The sequence below is a fragment of the Desulforhopalus vacuolatus genome (genome assembly GCF_016918505.1).
GTDB classification, from domain to species: domain Bacteria; phylum Desulfobacterota; class Desulfobulbia; order Desulfobulbales; family Desulfocapsaceae; genus Desulforhopalus; species Desulforhopalus vacuolatus.
In genome coordinates this window covers 71,852-89,896 of record NZ_JAFFPZ010000001.1, presented here as the reverse complement: position 1 = coordinate 89,896, position 18,045 = coordinate 71,852, and the positions used below count along the sequence as shown (strand labels likewise).

Sequence of the window (18,045 nt, the reverse complement as noted above, 5' to 3'; positions counted from 1 at the left end):
AGAGGGCTGAATTGCCGTGCTGTTATGGTTTTACAAGGTGAGCGCCACGGTATCCGTGGCGCGGGAAACTCCCACTTAAAACCTGTAAATGTAAAGCTAAAAACAGAATTGTCGAGCTAAAAACAGAATTGTTGAGGGAAAATCAACTGAGCAGTCTGTTATAATATTGCACCGGCTGTACCTCGAGCTCTTTTTTCGACAGTTCCTGAATGGCTTTTACCATTGCGCCTGCCCCACTCGCGGTGGTGGTATAGGGAATATGGTAGTCCAGTGCGGCCCGGCGGATGAGGTAGCTGTCCTCGGTAGTGCGCTTGCCGAGCGAGGTGTTGACGATCCAGCAAATTTCGTTGTCGCGGATCTTGTCAAGAATATGTGGTCTTCCTTCGGATATTTTTTTCACCAGTTCACATTTTACCCCGGCACGCTTGAGATATTTCATGGTGCCACTGCTGGCAAAGAGAGTGAAACCGAGCAGCTCCAGCTTCTCCGCAACGGCGACAATCTGTTTCTTGTCATTATCACGTACGGAAATGAAGACGTTGCCGCTTCGCGGAATCTTTACGCCGGTAGCCAGGCTGGCCTTGGCGATGGCCAGGCCGAGGTTGTCATCAATCCCCATTACTTCTCCGGTAGATTTCATCTCCGGACCAAGCAGGGTATCAACATTTTCAAAACGGTCGAAGGGAAAGACCACCTCTTTTACCGCCCAGTGTTTCACTTCTACTTCTGTCGTAAAACCGATATCCGCCAGCGTTTCGCCGAGCATCAGCCGGGTGGCCAGTTTGGCAAGGGGTACACCGGTAGCCTTGCTGGTGAAAGGGACGCTGCGGGAGGCGCGTGGATTGACTTCAAGGATATAGAGCTGATTGTCCTTTACCGCATACTGCACGTTCATCAGTCCGATTACACCAAGTTCTTCGGCCATTGCCCGGCTCGCATCCTTGATGGATTCGATTATGGTGGCGGTCAGGGTGTGCGGCGGCAGGACGCAGGAAGAATCCCCGGAATGAATTCCGGCTTCTTCAACGTGTTCCATAATGCCGCCGATCACCGTATTGCTGCCGTCGCAAAGGGCGTCCACATCAATTTCGGTGGCATCCTTAAGAAACTGGTCAATGAGTACCGGGTGTTCCATGCGGCTGGCGCCATTGCTCACTGCCTTCATGAAGTCTTTGACACCTTCGTCGGAGTAGACGATACGCATGTCGCGGCCGCCGAGGACATAAGAGGGACGTACTACCACCGGGTAGCCGATTGTGCGGGCGGCGACCAGTGCCTCTTCTACGGTATAGGCGATGTCATTGGCGGGCTGACGCAGATTCAGCTTCTGCAGCAGCTTCTTGAATCGTTCGCGGTTTTCAGCACGGTCGATGGCGTCAGGCTGGGTACCGATAATCTTCACACCCACTTCTTCAAGAGGGACGGCAAGATTGAGAGGTGTCTGGCCGCCGAACTGGACAATGACTCCATCTGGTTTCTCCTGATCGATGATTGACAGCACATCCTCGCGGGTGAGCGGCTCGAAGAAGAGTTTGTCGCTGGTGTCGTAGTCGGTGGAGACGGTTTCCGGGTTGGAATTGACCATGATCGACTCCACTCCCAACTCCTTGAGGGCCATTGCCGCATGCACGCAACAATAGTCAAATTCGATACCCTGGCCGATGCGGTTAGGGCCACCGCCGAGAATGATTATCTTGCGGGCGGTGGTTACTTTTGCCTCGTTTTCCTGCTCATAGGTAGAATAATAGTACGGGGTATAGGATTCAAATTCGGCGGCGCAGGTGTCCACCAGTTTGAACACCGGTGTAACCTTTTTTTTCAGGCGGAGCTGGCGGATGTCTTCCTCGTCAACGCCGGTGAGGAAGGCAATCTGTACATCGGAAAAGCCGTGTTTCTTGCAGTAGCGCAGGAAATCAGTGTCCAGCTCCTGAAAGCCTTTTTCACGAATCTCTCCCTCAATATGTACAATTTGCTTGAGATTATGGATAAACCATGGATCGATAAGGGTGAGTTCGGAAATTTTTTCCACTGTCATGCCACGTTTAAGCCCTTCATAAATATGAGCAAGACGTTTTGAATTCGGAATGCGCAGGCGGTCAAGCAGATCCTCTTCAGGAAGGTTGTCAAGGGGCATTTTGCCGTCGCCACCGAAGCCGAAGCGGCCGGTTTCGAGGGAACGCATCGCCTTTTGAAAAGCCTCTTTGAAGGTGCGGCCGATGGACATGGTCTCACCCACCGATTTCATGGCAGTGGTGAGGTGATCTTCCGCCTCGGGAAATTTCTCGAAGGTCCAGCGGGGAATTTTCACCACACAGTAATCGATAGAGGGCTCAAAGGCGGCGAACGTCTCGCGGGTAATGTCGTTCTTCAACTCGTCGAGGGTATAGCCGACGGCGAGTTTGGCTGCAATTCGGGCGATGGGGAAACCGGTAGCCTTGGAGGCCAGCGCCGAGCTGCGGGAGACGCGGGGGTTCATCTCAATAATCATCAATTCGCCGTCTTTCGGATTGACAGCGAACTGCACGTTGGAACCTCCGGTCTCCACACCAATCTCGCGGATGATGGCGATGGCGGCATCGCGCATGTTCTGGTATTCAACATCGGAGAGTGTCTGTTGCGGTGCCACGGTAATAGAGTCCCCGGTGTGCACACCCATGGCGTCCATGTTCTCGATGGAGCAGATAATTACGACGTTGTCTGCCTTGTCGCGCATTACTTCAAGCTCATACTCTTTCCAGCCGAGCAACGATTTCTCCACCATGATTTCGGTGGTCATGGAAAGGTCAAGTCCGGAGGTGCAGAGTTCTTGCAGTTCCCGGCGGTTGTAGGCGACGCCGCCGCCGGTGCCTCCGAGGGTGAAACTTGGGCGCACGATGATCGGAAAGCCGATTTTTTCACCTGCTTCCATGGCGGCGTCAAGGTCTCTCACGATGTAGGACTGTGGCACCTTGAGGCCAATTTTGGTCATCGCGTCGCGAAACTCTTCCCGCCCCTCAGCCTTGTTGATAACGTCGATGTTGGCGGCGAGCATTTCTACGTTGTATTTCTCCAGCACGCCGGTTTTCGCTACCTGAATGGCAATGTTCAGTGCAGTTTGTCCTCCGAGGGTGGGAAGAATGGCGTCGGGACGTTCTTTCTCAATAATTTTAATGAGAAATTCCGGAGTGATCGGCTCAATGTAGGTGGCGTCGGCCAACTCGGGGTCCGTCATAATGGTGGCGGGATTTGAGTTGATGAGAATGACCTCATAACCCTCTTCTTTCAGCGCCTTGACTGCCTGGACACCAGAGTAGTCAAACTCGCAGGCCTGACTGATAATGATGGGGCCGGAGCCGATGATGAGAATTTTTTTTATATCTGTACGTTTTGGCATGGTTATCCGCTCTTGTTGAAAGAGTTTTGTGAAACGGTGGGGAAATTTTTTTCTCAGCCCTGCATCATATCGAGAAAGCGATCAAAGAGATATTTTGCATCGTGGGGGCCCGGGGCGTACTCGGGGTGATACTGCACCGAGAAGGCCGGATACAGAGTGTGCTGCATCCCCTCAAGGCTGTTGTCATTAAGGTTAATGTGGGTGATTTTTACCTCTGCAGGCAGGGTCTTCTCATCAATGCAGAAGCCGTGATTCTGGGCGGTTATTTCAATGTGGCCGGTGGTCAGGTCCTTCACCGGCTGATTGCCACCGCGATGGCCAAATTTTAACTTATAGGCAGACCCGCCATACGCGAGGCCGAGAATCTGATGTCCGAGGCAGATGCCAAAGATCGGTTTTTGCCCGAGCAGTGCCCGCACTGTTTCCACCACACCGGGAATGCCCTCAGGGTCGCCGGGACCGTTGGAGAGGAAGATTCCGTCGGGGTTCATCGCCAGTACCGTCTCTGCAGAGGTTGTGGCGGGGACAATCTGTACCGCACAACCCAGTTCGGAGAGAATGCGCAACTGATTGTATTTGACACCGAAGTCAAAAACGACCACTTTGAACTTTTCACTGCCGACAGCCTTTGCAGAGGAAAAATTCGTTCCTGGCACAGGCTGATTATCTGCCCAGCCGTATGGCTCACTGCACGTTACTTCTGCCACCAGATTCCGGCCGACAATTCCACTCCAGCCACTGGCTTTTTTAATGAGTGAGGCGGGATTAAGATCTTCGGTGGAGATCGCCGCTTTCATCGCACCGGCTGTACGAATATGGTGTACGAGGGCTCGGGTATCAAAACCCTCAACACCAAGCACGCCGAACTCCTGAAGGAATACAGCGAGAGTTTTGGTTGAACGATAATTAGAGGGGAAGGGGCAGTATTCTTTTACAAGAAAAGCTTTCAGGTGTATTCCCGCTGACTCCATGTCTTCATCGTTGATACCGTAGTTGCCGATCAGTGGATAGGTCATGGTGACCAGCTGACCGGTGTAGGAGGGATCAGTGAGTACCTCCTGGTAGCCGGAGAGGGAGGTGTTGAAGACGATTTCACCGAGGGCTTCCCCGGCTCCGGTGAAAGAGGTTCCCTCAAAGATTGTGCCATCTTCAAGGGCAATGAGTGCTTTCATAGACAAATCCTCGCAGTGGACATCCGATGATGTCCGGGTGGTGGGATGGTTGGAAGTTATGCTTTGAGGATAAAACTTCTCATTATTACCGGAAAATCGTCCTTTCGTCAATGAACAAGGGGAGGACAAATATCCTGCCCGAAGGATTCCTTTCGTCGAGGCAGTGGAAAAAGTCCTTGCGTAAAGTTAAAGAAAAGCTGTAATAATTAATATTTATTTTAATAATAAGTATTTTTTCGCTCTAAAATTGGTAATACCTTTACCCAACGGTCGTGACGTTCTGTTGCGGCTCGTTTTCCATTAATAACACGAATCCTGAAGGAGGAACCTTGAAAACACGAATCCTTATAGCCAACCGCGGGGAAATTGCTCTGCGGGTTATCCGGGCAGTGCAGGAACTCGGGTTTGAGGCCGTTGCTGTCTATGAAACCCCTGATGAAATGTCGCGTCATATCCTTACTGCAGACGATGCCATCTGGATTGGTGACGGGCCACGTTGTGATTACCTTAATATTCAAAAAATGGTGACTGCTGCCAAAAAAGCGAAGGCTGTCGCCATCCATCCTGGTTATGGCTTTTTGGCTGAAAACCCTCTTTTTGCGAAGGTTTGTGAAGAAGAAGGGATCATCTTTATCGGGCCGCATTCAAAGACCGTTGCTGATCTCGGAAACAAGGTCGTTGCCCGACATATTATGGCTGAGGCCGGTATTCCCATGGTTCCGGGGACAAAAAATCTTTCTCAGGGACGCAAAGGGATTGATGAGGCACTTGGTTTTGCAGCGGAACACGGCTATCCCGTCATGCTCAAAGCGACGTCTGGCGGGGGCGGGCGGGGAATTCGCAGAATCGACAGTGATGAGGAGATGCAGGCACAGCTGCCCATGGCCCGTTCTGAGGCGCTGGCCGCGTTTAATGACGACTCTGTTTATCTGGAGAAACTGGTCCTCAATCCCCGTCATGTGGAGGTACAGATCCTTGCCGATAATTTTGGTAAGACCATTCATCTTGGTACTCGCGACTGCTCGATTCAGCGACGCAACCAGAAACTGATTGAGATGGCACCGTCACATATACAAAACAAAAAACTGCTTGATACAATCTGTGATACAGCGGTGAAGGCAGCACAAGCAGCCAATTATCTCAATGCGGGGACAGTGGAATTTCTGATCGATCAGGATGACAATTTTTACTTTCTTGAGATTAACACAAGGATTCAGGTAGAACATACCGTTACAGAGATGATAACCGGCATTGACATTGTGCGTAATCAGATCAATATAGCCCTCGGGCATTCGCTGCCCTTTGAGCAGGAGGATGTACAGATACGTGGCTACGCTATTGAGGTTCGCATCAATGCTGAAGATCCAAAAAATGACTTCATGCCTGAGGGGGGCAAGAAGGTGACGGTTTATCGTTCCACCGGTGGTTTCGGGGTGCGTCTCGACGGGATGGCCTATCAGGGGTATACCGTACCGGAAGAGTATGATTCGCTGCTGGTAAAACTTACCGTTCACGGCTACACCTGGGAGGAGACGGTGGGGCGGCTGGCACGCTGTCTTAACAACTTTGCTATTCGTGGACCGAAGACCACCATACCCTTCTACAAAAACATCGTTGTAGAGAAGGATTTTATCAGCGGTCATTTCGATACCTCCTACATAGAGACCCATCCCTTTATATTTCACTACGATGAAGAGGCGAGTGAGGGGGGCAAACTGGCCCGATTCATCGCTGAAATTCATCATTCAAAAGAGAATCCATTCGCCAAATAAACGGAGAAGATACTATGAGACGAATTGTTCAGGGAACTCCGGTGGGTGAGATTGCAAAGACCCTGCGGGAAGTGACAAAAGAGGGCAGGTATTACATAACGAATACGGCAAGGGATCTGTCACAGTCTGATTTTAAGAATCGTATTCTGCTGCATACCGATCTGCTTGCCGCGCCGAGCAGAGAGAAGGCTGGTTATTTTTCACTGGAGATCACCGGCGGTGCTTCAGTTCATGTAGATATCCTGCGCAAACAGGTTGACCCCTTTACGAAACTGGAGTTGATGCGGGAAAAAATGCCGAGCACCATGTTTCAGACACTCTGTCGTGGCACAAATCTGTTCGGCTATCGACCCTATCCGCAGAATGTGATTCGCTTTACGGTGCGGGAATTTGCACCTTACGTTGATGTGTGGCGCACCTTCGACTTTCTCAATTATGTTCCTAATATGATGGCGGTCTTCGAAGAAGTTGGCAGGGCCGGTAAACTCAACGAGCCATGTCTCTGCTTCTCCACCGGGCCGGAACATACCAACGATTTTTATATTAAAAAGGCCGGGGAAATTTTTGAGGTGACGGGGCAGGATGTGACTCTTTGCATTAAGAATCACGGCGGACTCGGTACTCCAAAACGCATAGGTCAACTGGTGGACGGGTTGAAACAGCACTACCCCGATGTGCCAATCCATTATCACGGTCATAATACCGACGGCAATGACATCGGACGGATTGTGGCTGCGGTGCGCAACGGTGCGGGTATCGTTGATGCGGGCGATGCCTCTTTTACCGGTTTCTACGGGCCTCCGCCGATTCTTACCGTAGTGCAGACTCTGCGGGATTATGGTTTTGAGCCGGAGGGGCTGGATGAAGATGCAGTGAATGAAACCTCACAGATCCTTCAGTCTGAGCGTCAATATTATGCCCCCTTTGAGTCACAGATAAAAGGGTTTCAACCGACGGTGCAGACCCATAAACTGCCTGGTGGGGCAATGGGTTCGAGTCTTGAGCAGGCGGTGAAGGGTGGTTTCCTTAACAAGATGCCGGAGATTCTGCAGGAAGAACTGCCACGGGTACAGAAGGAACTGGGTAACTACTGGTCGGTGACCCCGGGTTCACAGATTTTGTGGACGACGGCGGTCTCCAATATCCTCGACGGCGAGCGCTACGGCAATCCAAGCGGAGATCTGCGCAATCTTCTTCTCGGCAAGTATGGACCTTTTCCCTTCTTCAAACCGGAGGACTGGATCTATGAGAAGGTGCTGGGGGGGAACTGGCGTGAAGTATTGGAAGAGGAGGGCGGCGAGAGAGAGGTTCCGGATATGGACCTCGCCCACGAACGTTTTGCTCTTGCCGAGCATCTTGGCTATGAGCCGACGAACCACCAGCTTGTACTCTTTCTGCAACAGCCGAATGACGCAGTGGATTTCTTTAAATTTTCCGAAGAGTACGGCGAAGTTTATGTCCTGCCGCCGTCAATTTTCTTTAAAGATGGTGGGTTCAAGACCGGCGAGCACTTGAATTACAACGACTGTCACGGCAAAAAACATCTTGTCGAAATTGGGCCGTCACCAGTGAGTGAGACCGGCGAAGTCAACGTCTATATGGTTGTTGATCACCATCAGACTATTTTCAGTTACCAGGCGGAAAAACGGGCTGGTGGTGTGAGTGAGATTCAGGAGTTAACCAGGGAAGAGATCCTCGACCTTGCCAAAGCCGGTGACGTTCGTTCACCCTTCAAAGGCAAAATCGTAGAGATTGCGGTGAAAGAAGGCCAGGAGGTACTTCAGGGTGACCGGGTTGCCATAATGGAGGCGATGAAGATGCAGACACCTGTTCTCGCGGGAATGCAGGGGATTGTTACCACTATTTCTGCGAAGAAAGGGGACACATTGTTCCCAGGCTCGAAGATCTTGAAGATTGACACGGACGAATGAAGTCATCTGTTCGAGGTGGTTCTCTTTGACTGAACAAAAAAACAGCGATCCGGTTTTCCAGATCGCTGTTTTTTGTTCAGTTTCAGCTCAATCGCGGAAAGGTTTAAAATGCTGGTGGGACGTGCTGGTCAGATCCAGCATGGCCAGGTCTCCCGAGCTGTCTCCATAGACATCGATGGGAGCATATCTCTTGAGGTCGAGAAGTTTGTTGATCCGCCTCACCTTCTCCTCTCCCCGGCAGTTGAGACCGTCAATCCTGCCGGTGAAGATGCTGTCTGCAAAGTCCAGCTCCGTCCCGAGTATCTCTATTCCCATCTTCCTGCACCATGGTTCCACCAGCAGTCGTGGAGAGGCGGTAACCACAACGACCCGCGTTTTGTCTGCGAGGAGCTTTTTTATCGTCACTTCGGCTTGTGGCCGCATGATTGCGGGAATCTCCTCCTTGACGAAAGTGGCAGCTCTGTTTTTCAGCTCATCCTTATGCATGCCTGCCAGTAGAAAATTGAGGAAACGCTCCTTCAGGTTCTGGTTTGGATACCTGCGGACAAAAAAGAGCAGGATCTGTGGCAGGAAGCGTATTCCCGCCAGGTAGAAGCGCAAAGGTCTTGTCTTTATTAAAAAGAGGGCGAAACTGTCGCGGGAAGTAAGAGTTCCGTCGAAATCAAACAGGGCAAGAGGGCGGGCAGGTTGTTCCATAATTATCCTTTAGGGGCTGGTTAAGAGAGAGAATTGAAAGAATGTGTGCATTACTGGAATAGTGGTGAACAGGAGAAGCAGCATGGCGCAGCTGCAGAGCAGGCAGTAGAGAGTGAAGGTAACGGCATAATAGAGAATGCTGGTGAGCAGGCGGGTTCATTATAATAAATAAAGGATCGGTGGTAATTGCAAGTTCGCTCCGCATCATTGATTTTACGGTATTCGGCAAAGCGTTTCACTGCCATAAAAAAGGCTCCAATCATCCAGTACGCGAGCAGCAGGGAGAGGGGCAAATGGCTATCCCGGTGGCGTACCGGCCGAGTAAGAGACGGATGGGGTTGTTGATGGATTCGCTGAGCACATCAAGATATGGCTTGTCCTTGCTGCGAAAGGGTGGAATGTTATAGATACACACCATAATCCACAGGGAGAGATCAATCAGAAAAAAGGTGCTGCCCAGACAGGCTGCAAGGGAGATTCCGATAACTGCGAGTAGAATCCATTCGTAATAAACGAGGCTCTTGTTGATTTTGCCGGATGGAAGCGGGCGAAATTTTTTCACCGGATGGAATGTATCAAGGGGTGCATCCAGAAGTTCATTAATAACGTAGTTGCTTGAGGCAACGAAACCGGTTGCCAGCAACGCGAGCAATAACTGCCACAGAGCTGTGATCCCGAAAAGCGGGGGGACAGCATAAAAGGCAAGGACAACCCCTGGCAGCATGAAAACGTTTTTGAACCAGTGATCAAAAATGGCAATCTGAATATAAGGTTTGATGTTAGTGAGCATGATCAGGATAACGCAAAGTGTGAGAGATAAAAATGGCAGGGTTCTGTAACGGCTCATAGAGAGTAGAGATACTTCTCGATAAATTTAACTGAATGCGTAAAAATCCCACCCTTCAGGCGGGCAAGATGTTAATTTATATAACAGCCTGTCCGGGGGCATTCAAGGGAAATGTGCTGAATGAATATTGTCCAACTGTTTAATGTATGGTAAAATCGTGTCGTTATGTATTTTTTGTTTTTTTTCCTGCACAGACTTGTCGGGCCTGAGGGGCATTTCTGAAAGAGTCTTTCAGGGATTGTTGAGGCGGGGGGAAGAACAAAATATTTGTTCTTTTCTGCGGGAGGTATTTTGTGGGAAAGAGAAGTCCGGACAACAGCGAGGCGTGTGATCCGCACCGCTTTCGCTTCAGGTCCTTCATTTATTACTGACAGGATGATTCAATGCAAAACGTATACAACAGTAAAGTGTTGCATGTAATGATACTTTCCACACTCTTTTTATGTGCAGCTCTGCCGTCTTTTGCAGATGCTGAAGAAGTAATTTCCTCAACTGCTGCCGTAGATTCAGAAGCAGTCGTCAGTGGAGTCACAGTTCAAGACGATGAAATTTCTACTGATGCGGCCACCGTCGTGACAGCTGCAGAAGATAAAACAGCAGACAAGGCTGAAGCCGTGGCGGAGGAAATCGCCCTTGAGGTAGAAATTCCTTCAACTGTTGCCGCAGATTCAGAAGCAGTCGTCAGTGAAGTCACAGTTCAAGACGATGAAATTTCTACTGATGCGGCCACTGCCGTGACAGCTGCAGAAGATAAAACAGCAGACAAGGCCGAAGCCGTGGCGGAGGAAATTGCCCTTGAGGTAGAAATTCCCGCGTCGCAGGTGGAAGAGGAAACTGCTGCTGTTGAAGACATTGCTGTAGAAGTGATTGAACTCGCAGAGGAAACCTCCCCTGTCAGCCCTGTGGAGCCGCAGACCACAAAGACCGTTGAATCGGCTGACGGCTCAATGGTCATGGATCTCACTTCGGAAGAAGAAAGTGAAGAAAGTGTCATCCCTGACTTTATTCGTGGACATCTGCAGATAGGAACACGGTCTGTATACCGTACACTGACCGATGATGATTCCGGCCACAAGGGAGGGACATATGGTACAGGAACGTACCTCGGAACTATTTATGCTCTTGACGAAGATCAGAATGTTGCGCCGATGCAGTGTTATCTTACCTATTTTTTCAATGATTACGTCGGGATTGAGTTTGCCTATGACCAGATGGAGGCTGAAACTGTAGCTACCAACGGCGAGACCATGGATATTAAAACTGATGGTAATGTTACGCTCGCAGGACCCACCATAAGTGTGATCGGGCGTTATAAAAATAAAACATCGGTCACTCCGTTTATTGGTATTGGTGCTGGTTTCTTCTCCGGCGGTTTTGATGCAACATCTACCTGGACGCATGACATTTCCCGCAATGATACCTACAGATACATGAATGTGGACGATGTTACTGCTCTTTTACTTACTGCCGGTGCAGAGTGGGAATTTGTGGAACACTGGATGCTCAATTTGTCAATGCAGTATGTTTCCGCAGATGTTGATGCTGAATTTGACAGTTACCTGGACGGTGTGCAGACCAATGCTCAGACAGGGCACTTCCCGATGGATAACATTGCCTTCCGCCTTGGTATTGCGTACCAGTTCTAACAGGGAACGATTGCTTGAGGCGTGAGTTCGTTTCGGACAATTTTTTCTTCTCATTGTTTTTGAAAAGCCCGGTTTTCAAAACCGGGCTTTTTTGTACCTGTTCAACGCACATCTGTATTTGCAGCACCTGCGTGTTACTGTATAACCCGGTTTCACTGCAATACTGATGACATAATCGGAATGATATCAAAGATGAGATCTCTGTTCAAAAAACACCAACAGTGGCAAATTCATTAGTGTGTCGAAATGGCACCAGAAATATGTCTGGTACTCACCGAGTTTACATATTGTTGGGTAACAAACGGCATGACACTTCTTTTACTCTGAATTTATAGTCGATGGTGCGAAAATCAATTTCAGACCGATTTCGGGCTCAAATTGGGAATGGTTGTGAGTCGATAAAACCATAGACCAGGGAAAAAACTTGGATTTAGAACTTTATTCAAATTATTTTGGAGTAATGTGGATGTTACACTTCATTCTTGAATATAAGTTTATCTCTGCAGTTTTTCTCAGGGAATAATATTGTGTAGTGAGGAGTTTTTGCTTGGAATTGTTTGTTGTGTAAAAGATGTGTTATCATTTTTTTATACGATGTTTTATTTTAATTTTGAAAACTGAGAAAGCAGGATGAAATACCATTTTATTTTGGTTTTGAGCATAAATAATAAAAACTACCCTCAGAAGGGTTTAGAGTTTGTTATACTGTTCGAAAAAGGAGAAGAAGAGAAATGAGACGAGATCTCAAATGTCTGGCGGAAAAAGAGTTTGATCTTCTTGTTATTGGCGGGGGGATCACAGGAGCTTTTCTGGCCTATGATGCAGCATTGCGCGGGATAAAAACAGCACTGATTGAAAAGAGAGATTTTGGTATGGCGACATCTTCTGCTTCTTCTAAACTTCTCCATGGAGGGGTTCGTTATCTGCAGACGCTGCAGCTTAATAAGGTGAGGGAGTCGGCTCGGGAGCGAACTTTCTTTCAGATAATTGCCCCTCAGCTGACAACGACTGTTCCTTTTATTATTCCCACATACCAGGGGGATTTTATGAAAGGACGCACAGCACTCTGTACTGGAATGTGGCTTTATCGTCTCCTCTGTTCTTGCCTTAATTCACAAATAGAGGATTGTTCCAAGAAGGTTCCTTCTGGTCATCTTTTGGGAAAAAGTACAGTTCTTTCAATGGCGAGTATTCTACGTAATATTAGTAGAATAAATGGAGGACACACCCTTTACGAAGTGCATATGACGAACTCTGAGCGGATGACACTGCAGGTTGTGAAGTCTGCTGCTGCCAGGGGAGCTGTTGTTGCCAATTATTGTATGGTGGAAGATTTTTTCTTTGAAGAAGGGCGTGTTGCTGGTGTTTCTTGTGTTGACACCTTGAGTGGGGAAAAATTTTCCGTTCGTGCCCGGATGACTGCAAATGCTGCCGGTCCTTTTTTGTCGGCACTTAATCGAAGGATTCCTGAGATAAAGCTGCGTAAGGAGACTACTGGTTTTTCCAAGGGAGTGCATCTTGTTACTCGCCAACTGGAAGGGAAATATGCTCTAGCACTGAGCAGTGGCAGGAAAACAGAAGGAGTAGTAACAAGGGGGGGGCGTCATATCTTTATCATTCCCTGGAGAGGCAGATCTCTGATTGGGACGACAAACGTTCCGTTTGAGGGGACACCGGATGAGGTTTGTGTTACTGAAAAAGATATTGTCGACTTCCTTGCCGATATAAATGAGATTGTTCCAGGGATTGGACTTGAACGTAAAGATGTCTACTATGCTTTTTCGGGACTCTATCCCTTGCTGAGTGATGAGATAAAAACGGATACATATCAAGGGCATGGAGAGTATCAACTCGTTGATCATGCTGCAAAAGATGGTGTCGGAGGGATTGTTTCTGTCCTGGGTGCAAAGTACACTACAGCGAGAGCGGTTGCTGAACAGGCGGTGGATATGATTGCCTCCAGATTTGGCTGTGAGGAGAAGAGCCAAACATCTTTTACTCCATTGGTTGGCGGGAAAATTTCTGATTTTACAGATTTTCAAGAATCAGCCAGACAACGTTATGCGCATCTTTTTGATCAGGATGTTATTATTCATCTGGTTCAAACGTTTGGATCTGAACTGGATGAGGCCGTTGCCTGGATGCGGGAAAAAGAAGGAGCTCTTGACAGGGTTTGTGAAGGAAGAGGCTGTGTTGCTGGAGAGGTTTTATGGGCAGTAGAAAAAGAGATGGCCTGTACTTTGGAGGATGTTGTCTTTGCTCGTACTGGTTTGGGTTCTGTCGGCTATCCTGGCCGGGATGTGCTCGAGAGTGTGGCTGATATAATGCAGAGGACACTGAGCTGGACAGAGGAGAAGAAGAAAGAGCAGCTTGATATTGTGGAACGACATTACCAGCTTATTTTTCATTGAAAAATTAATAATTTTTTGTTGCATATACCGCTATGTCTCAACCTATTTTACATATCGCTCCTACTCCATTTTTTGCCAATCGTGGCTGCCATATTCGTATTCTCAATGAGGTGCGAAGCCTGCAGGAAAACGGTTTACGGGTGATTATCTGTACTTATGGCCTTGGTGAAGATGTCGAAGGAGTTGATGTTCGTCGAATTTTTTCTATTCCTGGTTATACAAAGACAAGTGCAGGGTTTTCTCCATACCGTATTATTGCTGATTTCTTTCTGTTTTTTCTGGTGCTGAAAACGGCATTTAAAGAGTGTCCGACAGTTCTTCATGGTCATCTTCATGAGGGAGGCGGAATTGGCTGGATTGTCAGTCGCATTCTTTTCTGGCGTAAGATGCAGGTAGTGATGGATGTACAGGGAAGTCTTTCTGGTGAGCTTGAAGCGTACGGTTATTTCCGTAACTTTCCATTATTATTGCGTTTTTTCTCTGGGGTAGAGTATCTTATCTGCCGTCTCCCGGAGAGTATTGTTTGTTCATCCCCTGCAAGTCATAATTTTCTGCTCTCCAGATGTGCTGTGGCAGCAGAAAAAGTTACTCTTCTGGCGGATGTAGTTCCTGATACTTTCTTTCAGATAAGAGATAAAAATATTATGCGACAAAGAAAGGGTGTTCCTCAAGAAAGAGACGTGGTAATTTACACCGGGTCGCTTCTTGTTGGTAAAGGAGTTGATATCCTTTTAGAGGCAGTGGAGGAAATTGCAACCATTCATCCTGAATGGTTCTTTGTTTTTCTGGGGTATCCTGTTGAATGGTTGCAAAAAGAGGTAAAGAGTAGAGGATTGGAGCAGAGTGTCCTTATTCCTGGAGAGGTTTCTTATCTGCAACTGGCGGAATGGTTAGCGGTGGCAGATATTGCTGTCGATCCTAAGAAGTCTGGTTCGGGGGAGGCGAGCGGAAAAATCCTTCACTATATGGCAACTGGTTTACCTGTGGTCTGTTTTGAATTGTTGAACAATAGACAGTTGCTTGAAGAAAACTGTTTTTATGCGGCGGATATTTCACCGCATGGTCTCGTGCAGGCGATGGAGCTGGCGTTTATCAACCGAGAGCGATGGCATGATATAGGCATAAAGGCACAGACGAGAGTTGCAGATTTCTATTCTGCAACTCATGCTGGTAAGATCCTTTTGGAGATATATAATATATAGTATTTTACTAGGAACATTGGAGAGATATGAAGATTCTTGTGACAGGTGGAACCGGTTTTACGGGGAAGGCTCTGGTAAAACGTCTTCTTGATGAGGGGCATGAAGTGGTTAGTCTTGATTATCAGGAGGGGTTGAAGACTGATGAGATTCGCGAATGGGGCGCGAAGGTCGTTATTGGTAGTGTTACGGACCGTAGTGTGGTTGCAGACTGCATGCAGGGTATTGATATTGTACAACATCTCGCTGCAGCTTTCCGAGAGTTGGATGTGCCGAATGAGTACTATGATGAGGTGAATATCCACGGTACGGAGATTGTACTGGAGGAGGCTTTTAAAGCAGGTGTTAAAAAGTTTGTCTATTGCTCGACTTGCGGGGTTCATGGCAATGTTGAACATCCGCCGGGTGGAGAGGATTCACCCATTGCCCCGGGGGATTATTATCAACGAACGAAGTATGAGGCCGAACCGAAAGTCAAGGAATACATCTCTAAGGGAATGGAAACTATTATTATTCGTCCCGCTGCCATTTATGGCCCTGGAGATCCAGAGCGGTTTGCGATGATCTTTCGCCGGGTTAATAATGGTTCTTTCCTTATGTTTGGTTCCGGGAAAACGCTTTATCATCCTCTTTATATTGATAATCTTGTTGACGCATTTATGCTTGCCATGGAGCCGGGGAAAGGGGTTGGTGAGGAATATTTGATTGCGGATGAAGAGTATGTTGAACTCAACGATCTGGTTTCTCGTACCGCGACAGCCCTTGGGGTAAACGTTAAAATTCCGCACTTCCCTCTTTTGCCGCTGATAATCGCAGGTCATATTTGTGAGAAGATATGTAAGCCTCTGAAGATTACGCCGCCGATTTTCCCCAGGCGTGTTGACTGGTTTCGTCAGAATCGGGCTTTTGATATCAGCAAGGCGAAACGTGATCTTGGCTATGCACCCAGGGTGGGACTTGATGAAGGGCTTAAGCGTACTGGTGAGTGGTATATTCAGGAAGGCTACTTTCATAAAAAATAATTGGCCTGGGTTTTATACTGTGTGATCTCTTGGAATGAAGGTGCATTTTTGATTATAAAAAGTGGGTGAAAGGGCATGTGTGGAATCTGTGGGTTCAACTGGAATGATGAAATGCTGGCCAGAAAAATGGCAGCACAGATTGTCCATCGGGGGCCGGATCATGAAGGTATTTATGTCAGTGATGAAATAAGCCTTGCTTTTCGGCGGCTTTCCATTATTGATCTCAGCGATAACGGGAACCAGCCGATGTTCAACGATGATGGTTCTGTTGTTCTTGTTTTTAATGGTGAAATATATAATTTCCGAGAATTACGGCATGATCTGGAGCAGGACGGATATGTCTTTCGCAGTAATACCGATTCTGAGGTCATTGTCCATGGTTACGAAAAATGGGGTGATGGAGTTCTTGAGAAATTACGGGGAATGTTTGCACTGGCCATTTGGGATGTTCCCAGAAAACGCCTTCTTCTTGCCCGTGACCGTATTGGCATCAAACCGCTGTATTACAGTTTCCAGAGAGGGTATTTTCTTTTTGGTTCAGAGATAAAAACTTTATTGGAAAGTTCCAGGGTTGAGCGTCGGGTTAACTATCAGGCACTTTACGACTATCTCGGTTTTGAATTTGTTCCTTCTCCTGAAACAATGTTTGCAGGAATTAACAAACTCCCTGCTGGTTGTTCTCTTGTTTATGAAAAAGGAAAAATAAATATTCAGCGGTATTGGGATCTTAAGTTCCATCCGGGAGAAAATACCCTGAGTTTTGATGAGGCCGTTGAGGAGTTTCGTTTTCAACTTGACTTTGCAGTAAAAAGTCATTTGGTAAGTGATGTTCCCCTCGGTGTATTTCTTTCCGGAGGGCTTGATTCCTCGTGTATTGTTGCTCTCATGAGGCGGCATATCAGTGGGCCCTTGCGCACCTTTACTATAGGTTATAAGGATAAATCCTATAGTGAGCTTGATTATGCGCAAATTGTTGCTGATCATTGTGATACAGAGCATCATGTTCTTATGCTTGACAGCCTTAAACCTGAATATGTGGAGCAGACGCTCTGGCATCTTGATGAGCCTATGACCGACCTTTCAACGGTTCCTTTTTATCTTCTTTGCAAACAGGCAAAAGAACATGTCACTGTTTGTTTATCAGGAGAAGGGGCAGATGAAAGCCTTGCAGGGTACGATCGTTTTAAGGCGGCACGGCTTGATCGTTATTTTCATTTGATTCCTGCTGGAATCCGCAAGCATCTTATTGGGCGGGCGATGAATGTTTTACCCGATCAGCAGCAGAAGAAGGGTGCTGTTAATATGTTGAAGCGCTTTGTTGATGGTGCCAATCTTGACTCCGCCGGAAAACATCTTCGCTGGCAGTATTTTTTGACTCGTGACATTGAAAGACAGCTTTTTACAGATACAACTGCTGCCCAAATGACAATGGATCCTTTTCGGTTGGTGAAGGAATATAATGATCGTTGTGATGGGGGAGATGAAATAAATCGTCAGATATATCTTGATATGAGATATATGATGGCAGATTCGGTTCTGATGAAAGTAGATCGCATGTCGATGGCGAGTTCTCTGGAGGTTCGGGTGCCGTTGCTGGATCATGTCCTTGTTGAGTTCATGGCATCTCTGCCGGGAAGCTGGAAAATTAAGGGGATGGAGACAAAGCATATCTTTCGTGCTGCTTTGCAGGGGCTGCTGCCTGATAAAATTGTCCATAGGGGAAAACAGGGGTACAGTTTGCCCGTGAAGCATCTGCTGCGAGGAGAACTGAAGAATTATATGATCTCTTTACTCAATGATTCCAGGGTAATTCGGGAAAATCTTAATGTTACTTATGTGAACAGGCTGATTGAGGAGCACTGTGCAGGGAAAGCCAATCATAACCATATCCTGTGGGCGTTGATGAATGTTGCGATATGGCACAATCGTTTCTTCGCCTGAGGCAGCTGTGTGTAGCGATCTGGGGATAAATTACA

12 protein-coding genes are annotated in these 18,045 nt (G+C 47.8%); 8 read left to right on the top strand and 4 right to left on the bottom strand.

Features of this window, described 5'->3' with window-relative positions; genetic code table 11:
* Positions 1 to 142: 142 nt before the first annotated feature.
* On the bottom strand, positions 143 to 3,373 hold the full coding sequence (gene carB / locus JWG39_RS00360; RefSeq protein ID WP_205217356.1) for a carbamoyl-phosphate synthase large subunit: 3,231 nt from the start codon (positions 3,371 to 3,373) through the stop codon (positions 143 to 145).
* Between the two features lie 53 nt (positions 3,374 to 3,426).
* Positions 3,427 to 4,545, bottom strand: a complete 1,119-nt coding sequence (gene carA / locus JWG39_RS00355) for a glutamine-hydrolyzing carbamoyl-phosphate synthase small subunit (protein ID WP_205217355.1) — start codon at positions 4,543 to 4,545, stop codon at positions 3,427 to 3,429.
* A gap of 329 nt (positions 4,546 to 4,874) precedes the next feature.
* Here carA and JWG39_RS00350 point away from each other — a divergent pair, with 329 nt between their 5' ends.
* Both JWG39_RS00350 and JWG39_RS00345 read left to right on the top strand, forming a co-directional pair.
* Entirely contained in the window at positions 4,875 to 6,317 is a 1,443-nt protein-coding gene (locus tag JWG39_RS00350; protein ID WP_205217354.1) for an acetyl-CoA carboxylase biotin carboxylase subunit, read from the top strand.
* A 14-nt stretch (positions 6,318 to 6,331) separates the two neighbouring features.
* A complete protein-coding gene (locus JWG39_RS00345) occupies positions 6,332 to 8,248 on the top strand; it encodes a biotin/lipoyl-containing protein (RefSeq protein ID WP_205217353.1) in 1,917 nt (638 codons plus the stop codon).
* 87 nt (positions 8,249 to 8,335) lie between these two features.
* On the opposite strand, the gene JWG39_RS00340 is transcribed toward JWG39_RS00345, so the two are convergent.
* Positions 8,336 to 8,944, bottom strand: coding sequence for an HAD-IB family hydrolase (locus tag JWG39_RS00340; protein ID WP_205217352.1), 609 nt, complete (start codon positions 8,942 to 8,944; stop codon positions 8,336 to 8,338).
* A 33-nt stretch (positions 8,945 to 8,977) separates the two neighbouring features.
* Between JWG39_RS00340 and JWG39_RS16650 the strand changes: the two genes are divergently transcribed.
* Positions 8,978 to 9,109 carry a hypothetical protein gene (locus tag JWG39_RS16650; protein ID WP_275888930.1) on the top strand — a complete coding sequence of 44 codons (132 nt, stop codon included), beginning with the start codon at positions 8,978 to 8,980 and terminating at the stop codon, positions 9,107 to 9,109.
* Positions 9,110 to 9,203: 94 nt separating this feature from the next.
* Here the strand turns inward: JWG39_RS16650 and JWG39_RS00335 are convergent, their stop codons facing one another.
* The gene (locus tag JWG39_RS00335) at positions 9,204 to 9,791 is read right to left on the bottom strand and encodes a UbiA family prenyltransferase (protein WP_205217351.1); all 588 of its coding nucleotides are present in this window, start codon (positions 9,789 to 9,791) and stop codon (positions 9,204 to 9,206) included.
* A gap of 383 nt (positions 9,792 to 10,174) precedes the next feature.
* On the opposite strand from JWG39_RS00335, the gene JWG39_RS00330 reads away from it, so the two are divergent.
* From JWG39_RS00330 to asnB, 5 genes are all read left to right on the top strand, one after another.
* A complete protein-coding gene (locus JWG39_RS00330; RefSeq protein ID WP_205217350.1) occupies positions 10,175 to 11,437 on the top strand; it encodes an OmpW family outer membrane protein in 1,263 nt (420 codons plus the stop codon).
* Between the two features lie 731 nt (positions 11,438 to 12,168).
* The gene (locus JWG39_RS00325) at positions 12,169 to 13,848 is read left to right on the top strand and encodes a glycerol-3-phosphate dehydrogenase/oxidase (protein ID WP_205217349.1); all 1,680 of its coding nucleotides are present in this window, start codon (positions 12,169 to 12,171) and stop codon (positions 13,846 to 13,848) included.
* Positions 13,849 to 14,246: 398 nt separating this feature from the next.
* Positions 14,247 to 15,050 carry a glycosyltransferase gene (locus tag JWG39_RS00320; RefSeq protein ID WP_205217348.1) on the top strand — a complete coding sequence of 268 codons (804 nt, stop codon included), beginning with the start codon at positions 14,247 to 14,249 and terminating at the stop codon, positions 15,048 to 15,050.
* 26 nt (positions 15,051 to 15,076) lie between these two features.
* On the top strand, positions 15,077 to 16,069 hold the full coding sequence (locus JWG39_RS00315) for an NAD-dependent epimerase/dehydratase family protein (protein WP_205217347.1): 993 nt from the start codon (positions 15,077 to 15,079) through the stop codon (positions 16,067 to 16,069).
* A gap of 75 nt (positions 16,070 to 16,144) precedes the next feature.
* On the top strand, positions 16,145 to 18,010 hold the full coding sequence (asnB, locus tag JWG39_RS00310; RefSeq protein ID WP_275888929.1) for an asparagine synthase (glutamine-hydrolyzing): 1,866 nt from the start codon (positions 16,145 to 16,147) through the stop codon (positions 18,008 to 18,010).
* The last annotated feature ends 35 nt before the right edge of the window (positions 18,011 to 18,045 follow it).